At 65.1% G+C, this 16,577-nt stretch carries 17 protein-coding genes; 6 read left to right on the forward strand and 11 right to left on the reverse strand.

Annotated features, from left to right (window positions below):
• Window positions 1–421: 421 nt before the first annotated feature.
• The 3 genes from glpK to J6595_RS13900 form a co-directional block, all read right to left on the reverse strand.
• Window positions 422–1,909 carry a glycerol kinase GlpK gene (gene glpK, locus J6595_RS13890; RefSeq protein ID WP_209595175.1) on the reverse strand — a complete coding sequence of 496 codons (1,488 nt, stop codon included), beginning with the start codon at window positions 1,907–1,909 and terminating at the stop codon, window positions 422–424.
• A 75-nt stretch (window positions 1,910–1,984) separates the two neighbouring features.
• Complete coding sequence (locus J6595_RS13895; protein WP_245198309.1) at window positions 1,985–3,805, reverse strand: ABC transporter substrate-binding protein; 1,821 nt, start codon at window positions 3,803–3,805, stop codon at window positions 1,985–1,987.
• An 88-nt stretch (window positions 3,806–3,893) separates the two neighbouring features.
• Window positions 3,894–4,178 (reverse strand): DUF2160 domain-containing protein, encoded by a 285-nt coding sequence (locus J6595_RS13900; protein ID WP_209595176.1) that lies wholly within the window; start codon window positions 4,176–4,178, stop codon window positions 3,894–3,896.
• Between the two features lie 68 nt (window positions 4,179–4,246).
• On the opposite strand from J6595_RS13900, the gene J6595_RS13905 reads away from it, so the two are divergent.
• From J6595_RS13905 to J6595_RS13915, 3 genes are all read left to right on the forward strand, one after another.
• Window positions 4,247–4,483, forward strand: coding sequence for a type II toxin-antitoxin system RelE family toxin (locus J6595_RS13905; RefSeq protein WP_209595177.1), 237 nt, complete (start codon window positions 4,247–4,249; stop codon window positions 4,481–4,483).
• Window positions 4,484–4,495: 12 nt separating this feature from the next.
• The gene (locus J6595_RS13910) at window positions 4,496–4,852 is read left to right on the forward strand and encodes a helix-turn-helix domain-containing protein (protein ID WP_209595178.1); all 357 of its coding nucleotides are present in this window, start codon (window positions 4,496–4,498) and stop codon (window positions 4,850–4,852) included.
• A 273-nt stretch (window positions 4,853–5,125) separates the two neighbouring features.
• Window positions 5,126–5,431, forward strand: coding sequence for a GIY-YIG nuclease family protein (locus J6595_RS13915; protein WP_209595179.1), 306 nt, complete (start codon window positions 5,126–5,128; stop codon window positions 5,429–5,431).
• Between the two features lie 194 nt (window positions 5,432–5,625).
• Here J6595_RS13915 and J6595_RS13920 read toward each other — a convergent pair whose 3' ends face one another.
• The 6 genes from J6595_RS13920 to J6595_RS13945 form a co-directional block, all read right to left on the reverse strand.
• Complete coding sequence (locus J6595_RS13920) at window positions 5,626–6,438, reverse strand: carbohydrate ABC transporter permease (protein ID WP_209595312.1); 813 nt, start codon at window positions 6,436–6,438, stop codon at window positions 5,626–5,628.
• A 77-nt stretch (window positions 6,439–6,515) separates the two neighbouring features.
• On the reverse strand, window positions 6,516–7,403 hold the full coding sequence (locus tag J6595_RS13925) for a carbohydrate ABC transporter permease (protein WP_209595180.1): 888 nt from the start codon (window positions 7,401–7,403) through the stop codon (window positions 6,516–6,518).
• A 12-nt stretch (window positions 7,404–7,415) separates the two neighbouring features.
• Complete coding sequence (locus J6595_RS13930) at window positions 7,416–8,492, reverse strand: ABC transporter ATP-binding protein (protein WP_209595181.1); 1,077 nt, start codon at window positions 8,490–8,492, stop codon at window positions 7,416–7,418.
• 11 nt (window positions 8,493–8,503) lie between these two features.
• A complete protein-coding gene (locus J6595_RS13935; RefSeq protein ID WP_209595182.1) occupies window positions 8,504–9,580 on the reverse strand; it encodes an ABC transporter ATP-binding protein in 1,077 nt (358 codons plus the stop codon).
• A 39-nt stretch (window positions 9,581–9,619) separates the two neighbouring features.
• The gene (gene glpD / locus J6595_RS13940; protein WP_209595183.1) at window positions 9,620–11,122 is read right to left on the reverse strand and encodes a glycerol-3-phosphate dehydrogenase; all 1,503 of its coding nucleotides are present in this window, start codon (window positions 11,120–11,122) and stop codon (window positions 9,620–9,622) included.
• A gap of 110 nt (window positions 11,123–11,232) precedes the next feature.
• The gene (locus tag J6595_RS13945) at window positions 11,233–12,036 is read right to left on the reverse strand and encodes a DeoR/GlpR family DNA-binding transcription regulator (RefSeq protein ID WP_209595184.1); all 804 of its coding nucleotides are present in this window, start codon (window positions 12,034–12,036) and stop codon (window positions 11,233–11,235) included.
• Between the two features lie 29 nt (window positions 12,037–12,065).
• On the opposite strand from J6595_RS13945, the gene J6595_RS13950 reads away from it, so the two are divergent.
• Entirely contained in the window at window positions 12,066–12,212 is a 147-nt protein-coding gene (locus J6595_RS13950) for a hypothetical protein (RefSeq protein ID WP_209595185.1), read from the forward strand.
• Window positions 12,213–12,352: 140 nt separating this feature from the next.
• Here J6595_RS13950 and J6595_RS13955 read toward each other — a convergent pair whose 3' ends face one another.
• Complete coding sequence (locus J6595_RS13955; RefSeq protein ID WP_245198318.1) at window positions 12,353–13,660, reverse strand: MATE family efflux transporter; 1,308 nt, start codon at window positions 13,658–13,660, stop codon at window positions 12,353–12,355.
• Between the two features lie 305 nt (window positions 13,661–13,965).
• Between J6595_RS13955 and J6595_RS13960 the strand changes: the two genes are divergently transcribed.
• Window positions 13,966–14,868 carry a histone deacetylase family protein gene (locus J6595_RS13960; RefSeq protein WP_209595187.1) on the forward strand — a complete coding sequence of 301 codons (903 nt, stop codon included), beginning with the start codon at window positions 13,966–13,968 and terminating at the stop codon, window positions 14,866–14,868.
• A 296-nt stretch (window positions 14,869–15,164) separates the two neighbouring features.
• Here J6595_RS13960 and J6595_RS13965 read toward each other — a convergent pair whose 3' ends face one another.
• A complete protein-coding gene (locus tag J6595_RS13965; RefSeq protein WP_209595188.1) occupies window positions 15,165–15,464 on the reverse strand; it encodes a hypothetical protein in 300 nt (99 codons plus the stop codon).
• 12 nt (window positions 15,465–15,476) lie between these two features.
• On the opposite strand from J6595_RS13965, the gene J6595_RS13970 reads away from it, so the two are divergent.
• Window positions 15,477–16,544 (forward strand): hypothetical protein, encoded by a 1,068-nt coding sequence (locus J6595_RS13970; RefSeq protein WP_209595189.1) that lies wholly within the window; start codon window positions 15,477–15,479, stop codon window positions 16,542–16,544.
• The last annotated feature ends 33 nt before the right edge of the window (window positions 16,545–16,577 follow it).

Genomic DNA, 16,577 nt, shown 5'->3' on the forward strand with positions numbered 1-16,577 from the left:
TTCAAGCCGTCGCCGAAAGATCGGGATCGAAGAAAGTCGGCATCATCGCCGTCGCCAGAAAGCTTCTCACTGTTCTCAACGCCATGCAGAGAGACAGAAAGGCGTTCGAATGAACACAGTTGCCAGAGACTTCTGACGCAACAGAAGCTTAAACGGCACACTGGATGCTCGGGACGGGGCCCGAGCATGACGAACGCGATGAAAGCGGACGCCTGATCTTGGAGTGTCAGGCACTCGATATGCGCAGTTCGACGAGACTGTCGTGCGCCCTGGCGACGCTCATTTCATCTCGCTCTGAAGAGCCACAGTTGCCCTTGCCGCCGATCGAACCGTCCCGTCGCATAAGCGGACAGCATCCATCGTCCTCAAACGTCTGGCGATCCGAGGTTTCCACGAAGCTGGCGGAAGATTGCGCCCCCCGTCACCGCGTCAGCGTGCGCGTCACCGCATCGGCCCAGCCGCTCAACTTGCGGCCTCGGGTGACGGCGTCCATCTGCGGCGTGAACTGGCGGTCCAGCCGCCATTTGGCTGCAAAGCCCTCCATGCCGGGCCACACGCCCGCCTTCTGGCCGGCGAGCCAGGCCGCGCCGAGCGCCGTCGTTTCCAGCACCACGGGCCGGTCGACGGGCGCGTCCAGGAGGTCGGCGAGGCGCTGCATGGTGTAGTCCGAGGCGACCATGCCGCCATCGACCCGCAACACTGTGCCCGCCGCCGCCGGCCAGTCCTTCTTCATGGCGTTGAGGAGGTCGGCGGTCTGGTAGCACACGGCTTCCAGCGCTGCGCGGGCGATCTCGTTCGGCCCGGTCTTGCGGGTGAGGCCGAAGATCGCGCCGCGGGCTTCGGCGTCCCACCAGGGCGCGCCGAGGCCGGTGAAGGCCGGGACGAGATAGACGTCCTGCTCCGGATCGGCCTTGGCCGCGAGCGGCCCGCTGACATCGGCCTTGTCGATCAGCTTCAGCCCGTCACGCAGCCACTGCACCGCCGCCCCCGCGATGAAGATGGATCCCTCCAGCGCATAGGTGGTCCGGCCGCCGAGGCGATAGGCGATGGTGCTCAAGAGCCGGTTGTGCGAGGCGACGCGCTCGGTGCCGGTGTTGAGGACGGCGAAACAGCCGGTACCGTAGGTCGATTTCAGCATGCCGGGTTCGAAGCAGGCCTGGCCGAGGGTCGCGGCGTGCTGGTCGCCGGCGATGCCGAGAATGGGGATGGCCGCGCCGAAGAGGGCGGGCTCGGTCTCGCCGAACTCCGCGTCGCAGTCCATCACCTGCGGCAGCATCGCCCTTGGCACGTTCAGAAGCTTCAAAAGCTCGTCGTCCCAGTCATTGGCCGAGATGTCGAACAGCAGCGTGCGCGAGGCGTTGGTCGCGTCCGTCGCATGGACCTTGCCGCCGGTGAGGCGGAAGAGCAGGAAACTGTCGATCGTCCCGAAGGCGAGCTTGCCGGCCTCGGCCTTATCCCGCGCGCCCTCGACGTGATCGAGCAGCCAGGCGATCTTGGTGCCGGAGAAATACGGATCGACGATCAGCCCGGTCTTTTCGGTGATCATCGGCTCGGCGCCGTCCGCCACCAGCTTGCGGCAGAACTCGGCGGTGCGCCGGTCCTGCCAGACGATGGCGTTGTGGATCGGCTTGCCGGTGTCGCGATCCCAGACGACGACGGTCTCGCGCTGGTTGGTGATGCCGATCCCGGCGATGTCGGAGGCCGAAAGCGAGGCGTCGGCGATGGCGCCCTTGACCGTGTCGACGACGGAATTCCAGATGTCTTCCGGATCGTGCTCGACCCAGCCGGAACGCGGAAAATGCTGGGCGAATTCCTGCTGGGCGACGCCCTTGATGCGAGTGCCGTCGTCGAAGACGATCGAGCGCGTCGAGGTGGTTCCCTGATCGATGGCGAGAACGTAGCCGGACATGATGATTTCCCGAGTTCATTCAGCATAAAAGGCGAAAGCCGGGGCGGACCCCGGCTTTCGTGTCAGTGAGACGGCTTAGTTGGCCTTGTCGCCGGACATCGTGTCCGGCTGCATCGAGGCCTTTTCGGCGGAGGTGCCGGCGGCCGCGTCGCCCGGATCCTTGGCGTCGTTGGCGTCGGCCCAGCTCTTCACCAACTCGTCATAGGAGACGGTGATCGGCTTTTCCTTCTCGTTTTCCTTCTTGGGCTGAGGCGCGATCGTGCCGTTTTCCTTGGCCTGTTCGACCCAGTAGTCCATGTCGTGCTCTTCGTTGAGCTTCGGACCGATGTCGCCCTGAATGCCGGCCCGCTCGAGGCGGTTCATCACCTGCTCCTGATTGGCACAGAGCGTGTCCATGGCTTCCTGCGGGGTCTTGGCGCCGGAGGCCGCGTCGCCGACCGCCTGCCACCAGAGCTGGGCGAGCTTCGGATAGTCCGGCACGTTGGTGCCGGTCGGCGACCACTGCTTTCTGGCCGGCGAGCGATAGAACTCGACGAGGCCGCCGAGCTTCGGTGCGCGCTCGGTGAAGCTCTTGTCGCGGATCGTCGACTCGCGGGTGAAGGTCAGCCCCTCGTGGCTCTTCTTTACGTCGACGGTCTTGGAACCGACGAACTGGGCGTAGAGCCAGGCGGCCTTGGCCCGGTCTTCCGGCGTCGACTTCATCAGCGTCCAGGAACCGACGTCCTGATAGCCGAGCTTCATGCCGTCGACCCAGTAGACGCCATGCGGCGAGGGGGCCATGCGCCACTTCGGATTGCCTTCCTCGTCGACGACGGGCAGGCCGTCCTTGACCATGTCGGCGGTGAAGGCGGTGTACCAGAAGATCTGCTGGGCGATCTGGCCCTGCGCCGGCACCGGGCCCGACTCGGAGAAGGTCATGCCCTGGGCTTCCTGCGGAGCATAGGCCTTCAGCCAGTCGAGATATTTCTGGATCGAATAGACCGCGGCCGGGCCATTGGTGTCGCCGCCGCGCGCGACGCAGGAGCCGGTCGGCTGGTCCTTGTCGTTGACGCGGATGCCCCATTCGTCGACGGGCTTGCCGTTCGGCAGGCCCTTGTCGCCATTGCCGGCCATGGAGAGCCACGCATCGGTGAAGCGCCAGCCGAGCGACGGGTCCTTCTTGCCGTAGTCCATGTGGCCATAGACCTTCTGGCCGTCGATCTCGCGGCCGGTGAAGAACTCGGCGATGTCCTCATAAGCCGACCAGTTGACCGGGACGCCGAGATCGTAGCCGTATTTCGCCTTGAAGTCGGCCTTGTTCTTCTCGTCGTTGAACCAGTCGTAGCGGAACCAGTAGAGATTGGCGAACTGCTGGTCGGGCAGCTGGTAGAGCTTGCCGTCAGGCGCCGTGGTGAAGGACGTGCCGATGTAGTCGGCCAGGTCGAGCCCCGGATTGGTGACGTCCTTGCCCTCGTTCTCCATCCAGTCGGTGAGGTTGCGGACCTGCTGGTAGCGCCAGTGGGTGCCGATCAGGTCACTGTCGTTGACATAGGCGTCGTAGATGTTCTCGCCCGACTGCATCTGCGTCTGCAGCTTCTCGATGACGTCGCCTTCGCCGATCAGGTCGTGGGTGACGTTGATGCCGGTGATGGCGGTGAAGGCGGGCGCCAGCACCTTCGACTCGTATTCATGGGTGGTGATGGTTTCCGACACGACCTTGATGTCCATGCCCTGGAAGGGCTTGGCCGCGTCGATGAACCACTGCATCTCCTTTTCCTGGTCGGCGCGGGACAAGGACGAGAGGTCCTTGATCTCGGTATCCAGGAATTTCTTGGCGGCATCCATGTCGGCGAAGGCCGGGCCGGAGGCAAGCGCGAGGGCGAGGGTCGCCGTGGTGACCCAGAGACTGCGTTTCATGAAGTATCCTCCCGTTGATAAGAGCCGGTCGATTCATCCCGAGACCCGAGCCGACCGGCGGCGGCGCGAATCCATGTTCCCTTCCGCCTCAGACGACGCGGAAGACGAGAGCGAAGAAGGCCGCGCAGACGATCAGCGCGTACCAGAGCGACAGATCGGTGGCCCAGAGCCAGCCGAGGCAGATGAAGGCGGAGCCGAGCAGGGACACGAACAAGCGGTCGCCCCGCGTCGTCTCGAAGCGCAGGATGCCGGTGCGTGGGCTACCGCCGGGCGAGGCGTATTCCCACACGCCCATCAAGGCGATCAGCCCGAAGATGACGATGAAGAAGATTGCCGTAGGCCAGGTCCAGGCCATCCAGGATAGGTCGATCATCTGGTGACTCCCATTGCAGCCATATTCGTTCTTGCGTATTTTTTGACTGAGTGAAGACGGATAAGCGTATGGACATTCGATTCTCGAACGCGGCCCGTCGAGGTCTGAAAGCCATGCCTGCCAAAGATCAGGCGGCAATGGTCACCAAGCTCATCCGCTACGCCGACACTGGCGAGGGCGACGTCGTCAAGTTGACGGATCAGACGGGGTATCGCCTGCGGCATGGAAACTGGCGTGCGGTGTTCGAGCTGATCGACGGGATCTACGTCGTCAAAATCGCCCACAGGCGAGAAGTCTATCGTTGACGGAGCAACGCCATGAACGAAGCGGTCAATCTGAAGGGCGATAAACTCATCGTCCTGACAGAGGAAGAGTATCGGACAATCATCGAGGACGCGGGCGATGCGGCGATCGCCGAGCAGGCAATGATCGACTACGAGCGCGCCCCCTCGATGCCTTCCGAACTCGTGCTGGCGTCGCTGAACGGCGAGCTCCACCCGCTCGCCGCCTGGCGCAAGTCCGTCGGCTTGACGCAGGCCGATCTGGCGGCGGCCGCGGGCCTTCGTCCGGCGACGGTGTCGGACATCGAGAGCCGAAAGATCGACCCGCGACTGTCGACGCTGAAGGCACTGGCCAAGGCGCTGAAGCTCGGGATCGAGGACATCGTGGACTAAGTCAGCCGTCTGCGCCGCCATTCCCTCGCCCTTCGAGGCCGCCTGCGGCGACACCTCAGGATGAGGGAATGGGGTGGCGATGGAGCTTTTCCAGCAGCTCGAGCAAAACGCGGCGTCTCCAGTCTGCCGCCGCCCTAGCAGTCGCCCCCTCATCCTGAGGTGCGAGCGCAGCTCGCCTCGAAGGGCGAGGGGGCGTCGCGCAGACGACTGCCAATGCTTGCCTCCGTCAACGTCTCTCAGCAAACTGCAATCCGTGTTTGCAGGAGAGCTGCCATGGAAGCGACGGTCTACATCCTGCGCTGCGCCGACGGCAGCTACTATACCGGCCTCACCAGGCAGCCGGTCGAAGCCCGTGTCTGGGAGCACAACAACGATCCCGACCCCAAGGCCTTCACCTTCAGGCGGCGCCCGGTGCAGCTCGTTTTTACCGAGACCTATGACCGTCTGCTCGACGCGATCGCGCGGGAAAAGCAGATCAAGGGCTGGAACCGTCGCAAGAAGGAGACGCTGATTGCGATGAATTACGTGGGACTGCCGGTGCTGTCGCGCCGTGGGCATCTGGTGGGGAAGAAGGAGTAGAGCCCCGGTTCGATGCTGCGGCGCCATTCCCTCGCCCTTCGAGGCCGCCTTCGGCGGCACCTCAGGATGAGGGAATGGGTTGACGTCGGAGCTTAGCCGCCGCCCTAGCAGTCGCCCCCTCATCCTGAGGTGCGAGCGCAGCTCGCCTCGAAGGGCGAGGGGGCGTCGCGCCGGCGTTGGAGCAAGCACCCCCATCACACCCGCCCCAGGGCAAAGCCCTTGGCGATGTAGTTCCTGACGAACCAGATCACGATCGCGCCCGGAATGATCGTCAGCGCGCCGGCGGCCGCGAGCACCCCCCAGTCCATGCCGGAGGCCGAGACCGTGCGCGTCATGATCGCCGAGATGGGCTTGGCGTCGGTGACCGTCAAAGTGCGGGCGAGCAGAAGCTCGACCCAGGAGAACATGAAGCAGAAGAAGGCAGCGACGCCGATGCCGGAGGCGATCAGGGGGGTGAAGATCTTGAAGAAGAACTTCGGGAAGGAATAGCCGTCGATATAGGCGGTCTCGTCGATTTCCTTGGGAACGCCCGACATGAAGCCCTCCAGAATCCACACCGCCAGCGGCACGTTGAAGAGGCAGTGGGCAAGTGCCACCGCGATGTGAGTGTCGATCAGGCCGAAGGCCGAATAGAGCTGGAAGAAGGGCAGGGCAAAGACCGCCGGCGGCGCCATGCGGTTGGTAAGCAGCCAGAAGAACAGGTGCTTGTCGCCCAGAAACCGGTAGCGCGAGAAGGCATAGGCTGCCGGCAGGGCGACGGCCACCGAGATCACCATGTTCATGAGGACGTAGATGATCGAGTTGACATAGCCCATGTACCAGGAGGGATCGGTGAAGATCACCTCGTAGTTGCGCAAGGTCGGGTTCTGCGGCCAGAGCGTCAGCGTGCCGAGGATCTCCTGGTTGGTCTTGAAGCTCATATTGACGAGCCAGTAGATCGGCAGGAGCAGGAAGACGATGTAGAGCGCCGGGATCAGCGCCTTCCATTTAAAATGGCCGGTCTTCATCCGCGAGCGGGCGGCGATCGCGCTTTCGGAATGGGCGGCCCCGGGCAGGCTCGGATGGGCGGTGGTCGCCTGGTCGCTCATTCTGCGCCTCCCGTCATCGGCTTGTCGTTTCCGGCATTGGTCATCACCGTGTAGAAGATCCACGACAACAACAGGATGATCAGGAAGTAGATCAGGCTCATCGCCGCTGCCTCGCCGATGTTGAACTGGCCGATGGCGAGCTTGACGAGGTCGATGGACAGGAAGGTCGTCGAGTTGCCCGGGCCGCCGCCGGTGACGACGAAGGGCTCGGTGTAGATCATGAAACTGTCCATGAAGCGCAGGAGGACGGCGATCAGAAGCACGCGCCCCATCTTCGGCAGCTGGATGTAGCGGAAGACCGCCCAGCGCGAGGCGCCGTCGATCTTGGCGGCCTGATAGTATGCGTCGGGGATCGAGACGAGACCGGCGTAGCACAGGAGGACGACGAGGCTCGTCCAGTGCCACACGTCCATCACCACCACGGTCACCCAGGCGTCGAGGACGTTGCGCACGTAGTTGTAGTCGATGCCGAGCGCATCCACCGTGTAGCCGAGAAGGCCGATGTCGGTGCGGGCGAAGACCTGCCAGATGGTGCCGACGACGTTCCAGGGGATGAGCAGGGGCAGCGCCATCAGGACGAGGCAGACCGGCACCCAGATGCCCTTCTTGGGCATGGCCAGGGCAACGAGGATGCCGAGCGGCACCTCGATGGCGAGGATGATGGCCGAGAACAGGAGGTTGCGCAAAAGCGCGTCGTGGAAGCGCTCCGACGTCAGCACCTCGCGGAACCAGTCGGCGCCGTACCAGAAGAACTGGTTGTTGCCGAAACTATCCTGCACCGAATAGTTCACCACCGTCATCAGCGGGATCACCGCCGAGAAGGCGACGAGCAGGAGCACCGGCAGGACGAAGAACCAGGCCTTGTTGTTCCAGGTCTTTTCCATGGTTGTCCCCCCTCAGGCCCGCGCCACGAGCCAGGAATCGGCGTAAAGGTTCAGCCGCTCCTCGGCAAAAGCGATGTCGGCATCGGCCGGGACGCTCTGATCCTCGTGGAGGATCGCGCTGACGCGGTGCTCGCCGAGCCTTGCGCGGACGATCTTTTCCGAGCCGATGTCCTCGACCTTTTCCACCTTGACGGGAATTCCCTGTCCGCGCGGGACGAGGCTGACGAATTCGGGACGGATGCCGAGCTCGGTCGTCTTGCCGGATTTCGCCCGGCCGATCGCGGCCGGCAGCTTGATCCGCTCGCCGGAGATCGTCGCCTCGCCGCCGTCGAGCTTGCAGGGCAGGACGTTCATGCCGGGCGAGCCGATGAAATAGCCGACGAAGGTGTGCTGCGGGCGCTCGAACAGCTCTTCCGGCGTGCCGATCTGGACGACCTCGCCGGCATACATGACGACGACCTTGTCGGCGAAGGTCAAAGCCTCGGTCTGGTCGTGGGTGACATAGACCATGGTCATCTGGAACTCGCGATGGAGCTGCTTCAGCTCCGAGCGCAGCTGCCATTTCATATGCGGGTCAATGACCGTCAGCGGCTCGTCGAAGAGGATGGCGTTGACGTCGGAGCGCACGAGGCCGCGACCAAGGGAGATCTTCTGCTTCTCGTCGGCGGTGAGGCCGCGCGCCTTGCGGTCGGCCTTCGCCGCAAGGCCGATGCGGCGCAGCATGTCGTCCACGCGCGGCCCGATCTCGGCCTTCGGCACCTTGCGGTTCTTCAGCGGGAAGCCAAGATTTTCGCGCACCGTCATGGTGTCGTAGATCACCGGAAACTGGAACACCTGGGCGATGTTGCGCGCCTCGGGCGTCAGCATGGTGACGTCCCGGTCGTCGAAGCGGACATGGCCTTCGGATGGCGTGAGGAGGCCGGAAATGATGTTGAGGAGCGTGGTCTTGCCGCAGCCCGACGGCCCGAGCAGCGCATAGGCGCCGCCGTCCTCGAAGGCGGTGTCGACTTCGCGAAGGGCATAGTTGTTCGCCTTGGCAAGCTCGGGCGAATAGGCGTGGCGGATATGATCGAGCCGGATGCGGGCCATCGGGTTCTCCTTCAGGCCGCCAATGCGGCGGGCGCGCCGACGGCGTCGCCGGCCTCGTCGAAGACGAGGATTTCAGCCGGATCGAAAGACAGGTGGACGGTGTCGCCGGCCTCGACACGCCGCACGCCATGGACGAGGGCGATGATCTCGGCGCCGGCGTGATCGGCATGGATGAAGGTCTGCGAACCGGTGACCTCGGTCAGCGAAACCCGCGCGTCGAAGCCGGCGCCTTGCGTCTTGCCGAGTTCCAGCCGGTGCGGGCGAATGCCGATCCGGTAGCGTCCATCGGCCAGGCCGGCATGGGCGCCGCTCGCGGCAAAATCGACGCCGTCCTTGCCGGTGAAGCGGCCGCCGCGCTTGTCGACGGCAAGGACGTTCAGCGGCGGGTCGGAGAAGGTGGTCGCGGTGACGATGTCGCGCGGCTGGCGATAGACGGTGGTGGTGTCGCCGAACTGGGTGACACGGCCCTTCGACAAGGTCGCGGTCTTGCCGCCGAGGAGCAGCGCCTCGTGCGGCTCGGTGGTGGCGTAGACGAAGATCGCCCCGGTCTCGGCGAAGATCTTCGGCAGTTCCTCGCGCAGTTCCTCGCGCAGCTTGTAGTCGAGATTGGCGAGCGGCTCGTCGAGGAGGACGAGATCGGCGTTCTTGACGAGGGCCCGGGCAAGCGCGGTGCGCTGCTGCTGGCCGCCGGACAGATTGAGCGGCGTGCGATCGAGATAGGGCGTCATCTGGAGAAGGTCGGCGGCCTTCTTCACCGCCTTGTCGATCTCGTCCTTGGGCCGTCCGGCGACGCGCATCGGCGAGGCGATGTTCTCGTAGACCGTCAGCGTCGGGTAGTTGATGAACTGCTGGTAGACCATGGCGACGTTGCGCCGGCGCACGGGAGTGCCGGTGACGTCCTTGCCGTCCATGATCACCTGGCCGGAGGTCGGCGCGTCGAGCCCGGCCATCAGCCGCATCAGCGAGGTCTTGCCGGCAAGGGTCGGGCCGAGCAGGACGTTGATCGAGCCGCGCTGGAGCTGCAGCGAGACATCGACGATGTGATCCTCGGCGCCGACCTTGCGGCTGACATTGATGAGTTCGAGCAATCCGTCCTCCCAAACGGCGCAAGGGTCCCGGCAAGTCGCCTATTCGGCGGCGGCCCTGTGCTGTGCGGTTGCAGTCTCGACGTATTCGGTCAGGCGTTTCGTCTCGGACGGCGCAAAGCGCAGACCGAGCTTCGAGCGGCGCCAGAGGATGTCCTCGGCGCTTTGGGCCCATTCCCGTTCGATCAGGTAGTCGACCTCGGCGGCGAAGAGGCCGTGGCCGAATTCCTCGCCGAGTTTTCCGGCGGCGACGAAGCTTTCGGCATTCGTGCCATAGGCCCGCACCAGCCGGCGGATCGTCTTTTCGCCGAGCTCGGGGGCCTTTTTGGCAAGGTGGCTTTCCAGCGATGCGATGGCATCGACGGCAAAGTCGCCGCCGGGCAGGGCGGCATCGCCCGTCCAGCTGCGGCCCTTCTTGCCGATCGCGTCCTCGATCTTGTCCAGCGCGTCTTCCGCAAGCACCCGATAGGTGGTGATCTTGCCGCCGAAGCAGTTGAGGAGCCCCGGCTCGCCCTTTTCGCCCTCGACCTTCAGGACGTAGTCGCGGGTCGCTTCCTGGGCCTTTGAAGCGCCATCGTCGAAGAGCGGGCGCACGCCTGAAAACGACCAGACGATGTCCTCGCGCCGGACAGGCTTTTCGAGATATTCGCTCGCGGCTTCGAGCAGATAGTCGGTCTCGGCCTCGGTGATCGCCGCGCCCGCCGGGTCGTCCTCGAAGTCCTGATCGGTGGTGCCGACGAGAGTGAAGTCGTCCTCATAGGGGATGGTGAAGATGATCCGTCCGTCGGCATTCTGGAAGATATAGGCCCGGTCGTGGTCGTAGAGCTTCTTCGTGACAATGTGCGAGCCCTGGACGAGGCGGATGTGATGGGCCTCGTTGCGGCCGACGGCATTGCGCAGGACGAGATCGACCCATGGGCCGCCGGTATTGACCAGGAACTTCGCGGCGACCTTGATTTCCTTGCCGGTTTCGCTGTCGCGCAGGGTGAGCTGCCACAGGCCGCCCTCGCGCCGAGCGCCGGCGACCTTGGTGCGCACCATGATGTCGGCGCCTTTTTCGGCAGCCGAGCGGGCGTTGAGGACGACCAGCCGGGCATCGTCCACCCGGGCGTCGGAATATTCGAAACCGGTGACGTATTCGCTCTTCAGCGGCGCGCCGAGCGGGCCGGAAAGATCGACCTTGGTCGTCGCCTTCAGCTTCTTGCGGCCGCCGATATGATCGTAGAGGAACAGCCCGGTGCGCAAGAGCCATTTCGGGCGCAGGCCGTCATGATGGGGCAGGATGAAGCGCAGCGGCCGGATGATATGCGGTGCGATCGCCCACAGCACCTCGCGCTCCATCAGCGCGTGGCGCACGAGCGAGAATTCGTAGTGCTCGAGATAGCGCAGGCCGCCATGGATCAGCTTGGTCGACCATGACGACGTGCCGGAGGCGAGATCGTTCATCTCGGCAAGTCCGACGGTATAGCCACGGCCGGCCGCATCGCGCGCGATGCCGCAGCCATTGATGCCCCCGCCGATGACGAAGATGTCGTAAGTCTTCATGGCCTCCCACTTCGCAGTGCAGCATTTTGGTTGCGATTGCGAATGTCAGGAAGTGTAATGCGAAACTGAAGCGAACGTCAAACGAAATAATACGAAAGCCGGACTGATCGTCAGGCAGCGTTATCGCCGATCCGGGCCGCCGCCATCCCGCCGCCGGCCGGGCCGGCCTCGATCAGCCGCACCTCCGCTGCCTGGCAGATCTCGCGGATCTGGGCCTGCGCCTCGTCGGTGACGAAGGTCTGGACCTGGTCGAGATGGCCGATGCGGACCGGCGCCGAGCGTTCGAACTTGGAGGAATCGGCGGCGAGGATGACGTGGCGGGCATTGCCGATGATCGCCTGGGCGACCCGCACCTCGCGATAGTCGAAATCGAGCAGCGAGCCGTCGAGGTCGATGGCCGAGGCGCCGATGACGGCGAAATCCACCTTGAACTGGCGGATGAAATCCACCGCCGCCTCGCCGACGATGCCGCCGTCGGAGCGCCTGACGACGCCGCCGGCGATCACCACCTCGACGTCGGGATAGGGCCGCATGGCGGTGGCGACGTTGATATTGTTGGTGATCACCATCAGGCCTGAATGGCGCAGGAGCTGGTGGGCGACCGCCTCGGTGGTGGTGCCGATATTGATGAACAGCGAAGCCTGGTTGGGGATGAGGTCGGCCACCGCCCGGCCGATCGCGGCCTTCTCGTCGGCGGCGATGACGCGCCTTGCGTCATAGCCGACATTCTCGACGCCGGAGGAAAGGATCGCCCCGCCATGAACGCGGGTCAGCATGCGCGCGTCGCAGAGCTCGTTGAGATCCTTACGAATGGTCTGAACCGAGACCTCGAACCGGCCGGCGAGCTCGTCGACGAGCACACGGCCGGACCGCTTGGCGCTCTCCAGAATCTGGAGCTGGCGATCCGAAAGCATGGCGGTTCCTTCCCGGTTTTTGCCGGATCATGGGCAAAACGAAAGAAAAGCGCAATCGAAACGCGGGCAGCGAAAGAGCGGCGGTGGTGCCGCCCACCGCCGCAATTGGCGACGACGACACGCCCCTGGCCGTCGTCGCGGATCCGGCGGAGGAGGACGCGCCGGACGGGCACTGAACCTGTCAAGGCGGGGCGTCGATGGGGGGAAAACCGCAGTCGGTCACATCCGATGACATTCCGGCGCCAAGAGCCAACCCAATGCCGAAACAAATAGCGATGCCAGATATTTGTGAAAAGTGGGGCGTGATGACGCAAGGTCAGGTTGCGGGAGTGGAATGCGTCCCCGCCGGGGCGCCCGGGCCAGGGCCGAAGGTGCGCCCGCGCTGACGCGGCAATACGGCGAGAAGGCTCGCGCCGCGAAGGCCGAGAAATACTTCCAGCGCCAGCCAAAGACCATGATTGCCGAAAACCGGCGTCAGCGCGTAGCCGAGCGCGACGAAGACGAGGAGCGAAAGGATCATCATGTCACGCATCGCCCGCGACCAGGTGGCGCCGATGTAGATGCCGTCCATGACGAAGGCGAGCGCACCGACGATCGGCGTCGCCGCCGCCCAGGGCAGGAAGATGCGCGCGGCGGCGCGAACATCCGGATCGGTGGTCAGAAAGTCGATCAGCGCCTCCCCGCCGATCAGGATGATGGCGGCGAGCGCAGCGGCGATGAAGCCGCCCCACAGGCTCGTCAGGCTGACTGTCCGGTCGAAGGCGAGCCTTCGGCGCGCCCCCACGGCGACGCCGGCGAGCTGTTCGCTTGCCGTCGCCACGCCGTCGAGGAAATAGGAACCGGTCATGAAGATGGTCATCAACAGGCCGTTGGCGGCGAGCGTGACCGGACCGAAACCGGCGCCGAGCCGGGTGAACAAAGTGAAGCCCGCCAAGAGGCAGAAGGAGCGGATCATGATGTCGCGGTTGACGCCCAGCATCTGGCGAAAACCGCCCCAGTCGAAGACCTCTTCGAGCCGTGGCAGGCGCCCGGCGGAAAAGCCCCTGGCGAGAACCACGAGCCCCGCGAGGCAGCCGGCCGCCTCGCCGCAGATCGTGCCCAGCGCGACGCCGGTGATGCCCCAGCCGAGGACGAGGCCGAATAAGATCGACAGGGCGATGTTGGTGCCGTTGACGACGATCTGCAGCACCAGAGCAAGGCCGCTGCGCCCGCGCCCGAGGACGGAGCCGAGAATGGCGTAGTTGGTGAGCGCGAAGGGGGCCGAGAACATCCGCACGAAGACATATGTCGATGCCGCCTCGGCGACATTCGGCCCCGGCGCGATGGCGAGAAGCCCCAGATGCATGAGGAGGGGCTCGGCGACGATGAGGCCAAGGCCGATCGCGAGCGAAAGAATGGCGGCGCGAAAGAACACGGCCTCCACCTCGCGCGGACGGCGGGCGCCGAGCGCCTGCGCCGTCAGGCCGGTGGTGCCCGCGCGCAGGAAATTGCAGACCGCGAAGACGAAGTCGAAGACCAGCGCCCCGACGACGAGGCCGCCGAGGGTCTCCGCGTCGCCGATCCGTCCGATGACGGCAATGTCGGTCATGCCGAGGAGAGGCGTCGTCAGAAAGGCGAGCGTCATCGGCAGGGTGATGGCCAGAACCTTGCGGTGATTCACCTCGAATGGTTCGCCGACCTCGTCGGTGGCGGGCTCGGATCTCGATATCGTCACGCTTGCTTTCCGTTGCTCTCGCCGATCCACGGTTCGGCCGTGTTCCTCGCGTCACATGCGAATCGTCCCGCAAGCACGTCCGCCAATAGACTCATCAGTCAGTGATAGCATTCAGCGGCGTTGCCCGCTCGTCATAACAGCTGAATGGGCTCGGCGGCGGAGCCCCGCAGCCATGTCCTGTTACGCGTCGCCTCACCGCCTATCTATGGCGAACCATGGCCGTTCCGATCATCCATCATCCCGCCTTCGATGCGAATTTCGACGCGCATCACCGGTTTCCGATGTCGAAATTCACCCGCCTTGCCGAAATCCTGCGCGAGGACGGCGTCGTCGGTCCTGCCGGCTATCACGTTCCGGCCCCGGCGCTGCCCGGCTGGCTGCGCCTCGCGCATGATCCGCGTTATGTCGACCAGGTGCTGTTTCAGGCGGTGCCGGCCTCGATCGAAAAGGCGATCGGCTTTGCGGTCGACGAAAAGGTGGCGATGCGCTCGCGCTGCGCGACGGGCGGGACGGTGCTCGCCGCGCGCCTTGCGCTCGCCGAGGGGCTGGCCTGCAACACGGCCGGCGGCAGCCATCATGCCGGGCGGAGCGGCGGCGCCGGTTTTTCGGTGTTCAACGATGTCGGCGTCGCGGCCTCGCTGCTTCTGGCCGATGGCGATGTCGGACGCGTCCTCGTCGTCGATTGCGACGTTCACCAGGGCGACGGCACGGCGAAGATCTTCGCGGACGAAGCGCGCGTCTTCACGCTCTCGATCCACGCGGAGCGCAACTACCCGACCGAAAAGGCGCAATCCGATCTCGATGTCGGGCTCCCTGACGCGACCGGCGACGCGGCCTATCTGGAGGCTCTCGGCGGCGCTCTCGATCATGGCTTTGCCGCCGCTGCGCCCGAAATCGTCTTCTACAACGCCGGCGTCGATCCGCACCGGGACGACCGGCTCGGGCGCCTCGCCCTGAGCGATGAAGGGCTCGCCGAACGGGACCGCCGGGTCATCGGCTACTGCCGCGATCGCGGCGTTGCTGTGGCTGCGGTGATCGGCGGCGGTTACTCGCGCGATATCGAAGCGCTTGCCCGCCGCCATTCCATTCTCCACCGGGTGGCCGGCGAGTTCGGCTGAAGCCGTGCGGGCGCGGGCCGGCGCATCGGCCAGTGGTCGAGCCGGTCCCGGCTTTCGGGCGATCCCTGCACAATGAAAGCCGCCATGGTCGGCCCAAGCCCCCGACAAATCGTGCGGTGCTTTGTCGCAGGCGCTCGCCATGCCTGCCGATCCCGCGATCTCCGCAGGCCGTCGCCGTCGTTCCTTTTCCCCCGTGGCAAATTGCATCGCGCCTTGCCGATTTCGCACCGCCGGTGGTTGTCGCAGGGCACTTGTCAAACTAGCTTCACCCTGAGTGCATTTCGATCGTCGGGAGATCACGGGTGTGGGCGAAGGCAGGACGACTGCTTCTTTTGCTGGCGGGAGCCGCGGTCGCCTTCCGTCGCCGCCGGCCCGATCATGATGCCGGAAAGGATGGACCTGCCGTCCCGGATGCCGTTACCGGCGGGGACGATGCCGGCAGGGCCGGTGCCGGCAAGTCTGATGCAGGCAGGATTGATGCCGGCGAGTTTGATGATGGTGCAGACGGCGCCGTTACGCGCGTGCCGCCGCCACAAGACGACAATGCCTCCCGGCGGCCGGCTCACGCCTCCGCGTCGACCCTCAGTCACGATCAAGGGCCAACGACCATGAGTGCAAACGATCCCAAGATCCCGCAATCGGACCTCGAGGCGGACCACCCCGTCGCGGCCTCGCGGGAATCGAGCGAGCGTCTGAAGGGCCGCGACCAGGCTCTGCCCGCCCGCAAGATCGAAGATCCGCTGGAAGAAAAGCACAAGGCCGGGGCTTTCGACCGCGACTTTCGCACCATCGACTATTCCAACATCTCGGCGGACGAGGCGGCCCGGGAAAAAGAGCGCATGCGTCGCAAGCGCGAGGCCTCGACCTGGCATCCGCCGAGCGAGCGGGCGCGCAACGAGACGCAGGATCCGCCCAGCCACGCCCAGTTCGCGACCTTCGGCGGCAGCATGGTCTCGGCCGAGGTCGTGCGCGGCAAGAGCAACGCGCGGGTTCCCGACATGATGCCGACGCTTGCACCGGGCGCCCCGCCGGCCCCAGCCAAGGCGGAAAAACCGAAAAGCGTCCATGCCGAGCGTCGGGCGAAACTCGCCTTTTCTAATCCGGACGGGCCGACGCCGGCCAAGGACGAGCGGCGGCTGCCGCCCGATCCGCTGGCCGAAAAACACAAGGCGGAGAAATTCGACAAGGACTTTCGCACCCTCGACTACCGCAAGCTCGGCAAGAAGGCGGACGGCAAGAAGGACAGGCTGAAGATCGAGCCGGACGGCATTCTCGACAAGGAAAGCCTCGTCGTCGATACTTCGCAGAGCGGCGAGCCGGCCGAGGATGATCTCGGGATGGGCGCGTTCCGTACGCCGGGAGCGCAGGCGCCGCTGGCGACGGTCGCGCTTGGTTCGGGACACGAAATGCCCGCCTCCGACGTGCCGCCCGTCGGCGCCAGCGCTCCGTCCGGCCTGCCGGCCCCGCGTCATGGCAACCCCGACGATCTGACGCGGATCGAGGGGATCGGCACCGCGATCGAGAAACTGCTGTTCGACCGCGGCATCTATCACTTCGACCAGATCGCAGGGCTGGAACCGCACGAGGTCGTCTGGGTCGAGCAGGAAATCGGCTTTCCCGGACGTATCGCGCAAGAGCGGTGGATCGAGCAGGCCTGCCGCCTCATCGAAGGCTGACCTGCCCAAGGGCGTCAGGCCGCGAGTCCTCCA

Origin of the sequence: Jiella mangrovi (assembly GCF_017815135.1) — a bacterium.
GTDB classification, from domain to species: Bacteria; Pseudomonadota; Alphaproteobacteria; order Rhizobiales; family Rhizobiaceae; genus Jiella; species Jiella mangrovi.

Bases quoted from the DNA above. Each gene is read 5' to 3' on its own strand.
- glpK (WP_209595175.1), bottom strand. From the start codon at position 1,909: ATGTCCGGCTACGTTCTCGCCATCGATCAGGGAACCACCTCGACGCGC.
- J6595_RS13895 (WP_245198309.1), bottom strand. From the start codon at position 3,805: ATGAAACGCAGTCTCTGGGTCACCACGGCGACCCTCGCCCTCGCGCTT.
- J6595_RS13900 (WP_209595176.1), bottom strand. From the start codon at position 4,178: ATGATCGACCTATCCTGGATGGCCTGGACCTGGCCTACGGCAATCTTC.
- J6595_RS13905 (WP_209595177.1), top strand. From the start codon at position 4,247: ATGGACATTCGATTCTCGAACGCGGCCCGTCGAGGTCTGAAAGCCATG.
- J6595_RS13910 (WP_209595178.1), top strand. From the start codon at position 4,496: ATGAACGAAGCGGTCAATCTGAAGGGCGATAAACTCATCGTCCTGACA.
- J6595_RS13915 (WP_209595179.1), top strand. From the start codon at position 5,126: ATGGAAGCGACGGTCTACATCCTGCGCTGCGCCGACGGCAGCTACTAT.
- J6595_RS13920 (WP_209595312.1), bottom strand. From the start codon at position 6,438: ATGAAGACCGGCCATTTTAAATGGAAGGCGCTGATCCCGGCGCTCTAC.
- J6595_RS13925 (WP_209595180.1), bottom strand. From the start codon at position 7,403: ATGGAAAAGACCTGGAACAACAAGGCCTGGTTCTTCGTCCTGCCGGTG.
- J6595_RS13930 (WP_209595181.1), bottom strand. From the start codon at position 8,492: ATGGCCCGCATCCGGCTCGATCATATCCGCCACGCCTATTCGCCCGAG.
- glpD (WP_209595183.1), bottom strand. From the start codon at position 11,122: ATGAAGACTTACGACATCTTCGTCATCGGCGGGGGCATCAATGGCTGC.
- J6595_RS13945 (WP_209595184.1), bottom strand. From the start codon at position 12,036: ATGCTTTCGGATCGCCAGCTCCAGATTCTGGAGAGCGCCAAGCGGTCC.
- J6595_RS13950 (WP_209595185.1), top strand. From the start codon at position 12,066: ATGGGCAAAACGAAAGAAAAGCGCAATCGAAACGCGGGCAGCGAAAGA.
- J6595_RS13955 (WP_245198318.1), bottom strand. From the start codon at position 13,660: ATGACGCTCGCCTTTCTGACGACGCCTCTCCTCGGCATGACCGACATT.
- J6595_RS13960 (WP_209595187.1), top strand. From the start codon at position 13,966: ATGGCCGTTCCGATCATCCATCATCCCGCCTTCGATGCGAATTTCGAC.
- J6595_RS13970 (WP_209595189.1), top strand. From the start codon at position 15,477: ATGAGTGCAAACGATCCCAAGATCCCGCAATCGGACCTCGAGGCGGAC.